Annotated in this window: 3 protein-coding genes and 1 pseudogene; 3 read left to right on the top strand and 1 reads right to left on the bottom strand. The window is 71.1% G+C overall.

The window, feature by feature from the left end:
- The 3 genes and pseudogenes from AC08OV_RS23730 to AC08OV_RS23720 form a co-directional block, all read left to right on the top strand.
- A pseudogene (locus AC08OV_RS23730) lies at positions 1 to 441 on the top strand (HEAT repeat domain-containing protein); the annotation flags it as partial.
- 10 nt (positions 442 to 451) lie between these two features.
- The gene (locus AC08OV_RS23725) at positions 452 to 1,474 is read left to right on the top strand and encodes a HEAT repeat domain-containing protein (RefSeq protein ID WP_476615796.1); all 1,023 of its coding nucleotides are present in this window, start codon (positions 452 to 454) and stop codon (positions 1,472 to 1,474) included.
- A 354-nt stretch (positions 1,475 to 1,828) separates the two neighbouring features.
- Positions 1,829 to 2,149 carry an AMP-binding enzyme gene (locus tag AC08OV_RS23720; RefSeq protein ID WP_476620352.1) on the top strand — a complete coding sequence of 107 codons (321 nt, stop codon included), beginning with the start codon at positions 1,829 to 1,831 and terminating at the stop codon, positions 2,147 to 2,149.
- On the opposite strand, the gene AC08OV_RS23715 is transcribed toward AC08OV_RS23720, so the two are convergent.
- A partial coding sequence (locus tag AC08OV_RS23715) for an ISAs1 family transposase (RefSeq protein ID WP_476615795.1) occupies positions 2,120 to 2,590 on the bottom strand: 471 nt, incomplete at its 5' end. The genes AC08OV_RS23720 and AC08OV_RS23715 overlap by 30 nt on opposite strands.

Genomic DNA, 2,590 nt, shown 5'->3' with positions numbered 1-2,590 from the left:
AGCGCCTGGCCGTGGATCACCAAGGAGATGTTCCACGACGCCGACGACGAGATCGCCCGCACCGCGTGGCGTGCCGGTGTGGTCCTCGTCCCGGACGAGGAGCGCGCGACCCTGGCCGCCGAGCTGGTGCAGGAGCTCGGTCGCGGCGACCGGAACATCCAGCTCAGCCTGAGCCGGTCTCTGGTGGATCTGGGCGAGGTCATCGAGCCCGCGCTGGCTGAGGCGGCGGTGCACCCGAATCCCGCGGTGGCCGCGCACGCCAAGGCGACCGAGATCCTGCTCAAGGACCCGGACGCGGGCTTCGAGGGCGCCATCGACGAGGCCAAGCGCGTTGTCCTGATGGGCCCGCAGCACGCGGCGGCCGCGGCCTCCACCGCGGCGGCCAAGGGGGTCAAGGGCATCCCGGACGCCCCCGAGGGCCCCGCCGAGCAGGCCGAGTAGGGATCGCGGCTTGCTGATCGGAGACGTCGCTCACCAGTCGGGGGTGAGTACCCGGATGCTCCGGCACTACGACGCCCTCGGTCTGGTGCGGCCCACCGGCCGCACCACCGGGGGCTACCGGGAGTACTCCGCCGAGGACGTACGCCGGATCTTCCACGTGGAGAGCCTGCGGTCCCTCGGGCTGTCGCTCAAGCAGATCGGGCGCGCGCTGCAGGACCCGGCGTTCACCCCGTCCGGCCTGGTCAGCGACCTGATCAAGTGGACGGAGGACCGGCTGGAGCGGGAGCAGGAGCTCCTCGAGCGCCTGCGGGCGATCGAGGCGTCCGCGCCCACCGGCTGGCAGGGCGTGCTGCGGATCGTGGACCTCATGCAGGGCCTCACCTCCAGCAGCGCGGCCCGAAGGCAGCAGACTGTGCTGTCCCGACCCGGTGGGGACGACGCCCCGGCCGAAGTGCTGGCCGGCGCGGTCCTCGCCGAGTCCGACCCGAACGTGGCCGGTGCCCTGCGCTGGGCGCTGGCCCGCTCGGGCGGCGACGGCGTGGCGACCCTGACGGCGGGCGCGCGCTCGCCCGAGGTTGACGTCCGCCGCCGGGCCGTCCGCGCGATCGGTGAGCTGTCGGACGCCCCGGGCACGACGTCGGTGCTCGCCGACGCGCTCGGCGACCCGGACTCCACCGTCCGCGCGCACGCCGCGCTGGCGCTGGGCAGGCGGGGGGCGATCGCGGCCGTCCCGGTGCTCATCGACATGGTGGTCGAGGGCGCGAAGGACGTGGAGGCGGGCGAGGTCCTGGGCATGCTCTCGACCGAGTCCGACTGCGCCGAACGCATCCTCGCCGGCCTGACCGCCCAGCTGCGCGCGCACGCGGCCGACTCGGTGGTTCGCATCCGGCTCACCCAGGCGTTGGTCGAGCTGGCCGGGACCACGGCGCAGGAAGTCCTCCGGGACCTGACCCGCGACGAGGACCGCGCGGTCGCCCTCGTGGCATCGGCGTTCGTCGGCGTCCTGGAAGACCGCGCCCCAGAAGAATCCTGACGGTGGGCGGTCGCTTGTGGATGTCCACAAGCGACCGCCCACCGTGTAAAATCTAATGGGGACAGTTCGCCGTTGGGGCCACGCACACGCGCGGGATGCATTCGGTCTGTGCGGAACACCGCCCCTGCTTGCGCGCGGTGGGACGAATTCGCCTGCGGCGGGGGAATCCCCAGCCAGGCCGTCGAACGCCGTAGCGGTGCGATGCGAGTACCGCGTCGCACCGCGCTTGACCGTCTCGGGCGTACGGAGCGTGGATACACCTACGCTGCCGAACCGACGGCGCTCAAATATCAAGCCAGGTAAGGGAAAGGAGCGCGAGATAGCCGGTGAAGACAGCCCCGCTCCGCGCACCGAATCCACTCAGGACACCCGCGAGTCGCGTTCTGCATCCGGCACGAGGCGGTCAAGGACGTCGCGGTCGCCCTGCGTGGCGAGGACACCGAGTTCGCGAAGCTTGTCGCCTCTGTCATCGCGTCCGGTGACACCGTGCCCTCGCTCAAGGAGGCGCGGGCCTTCCTCGCGCGGAGTGTCCCAGAGTACATGCTGCCCAATGCCATCGTCCCGATAATGGAGATGCCGACCACGCCGAGCGGGAAGCTGGACCGCGGGAAGCTGCCCTGGCCAGGGCCTTGGCAAAGTTGTCGATTAGCAAACAAGCTTCATGATCGTTTCTAGTGGGCGTTCAGGGCGGCGGGCGTGATGACGGACTCCCGCGGCGATGTTCGTGACACCGGTCAGGCGCAGGATGATGATCGCGAGGTTGCGCAGGCTGGCCATGACCTGGGGTGCGTTACCGGTCCGGACCTGACTGAGGTCCTCACCGAAAGTCACATCGCGGACCCAGTGCAGCCGGTTCTCCACGTGCCAGTGCTCCCGGGTGAACGCGGCGAGCTGGGCCGGGCTGGCCTGGTGAGTCGGCAGACTCGTGACCAGGTAAGCGACCTCGGTCTCGGCCGGTCCTTCGGTGAGCGGCTGACGGCGGCGGGTGATCCGCACCGCTTGCACGGCGTGCGGGAACAGCAGTCCGGCGCGGACCTCGGTGGCTTTCACCACGCGCCGTTCGCGGCGGCCGTGACCCCGCTCCACGGCACGCGCGGCGGTCCTCACCTGCCCCCC

This window comes from Frankia sp. CeTa3Moorea, assembly GCF_978021225.1.
Note: the sequence above shows the minus strand (reverse complement) of the source record. Positions and strands in the feature narration are given on the sequence as shown.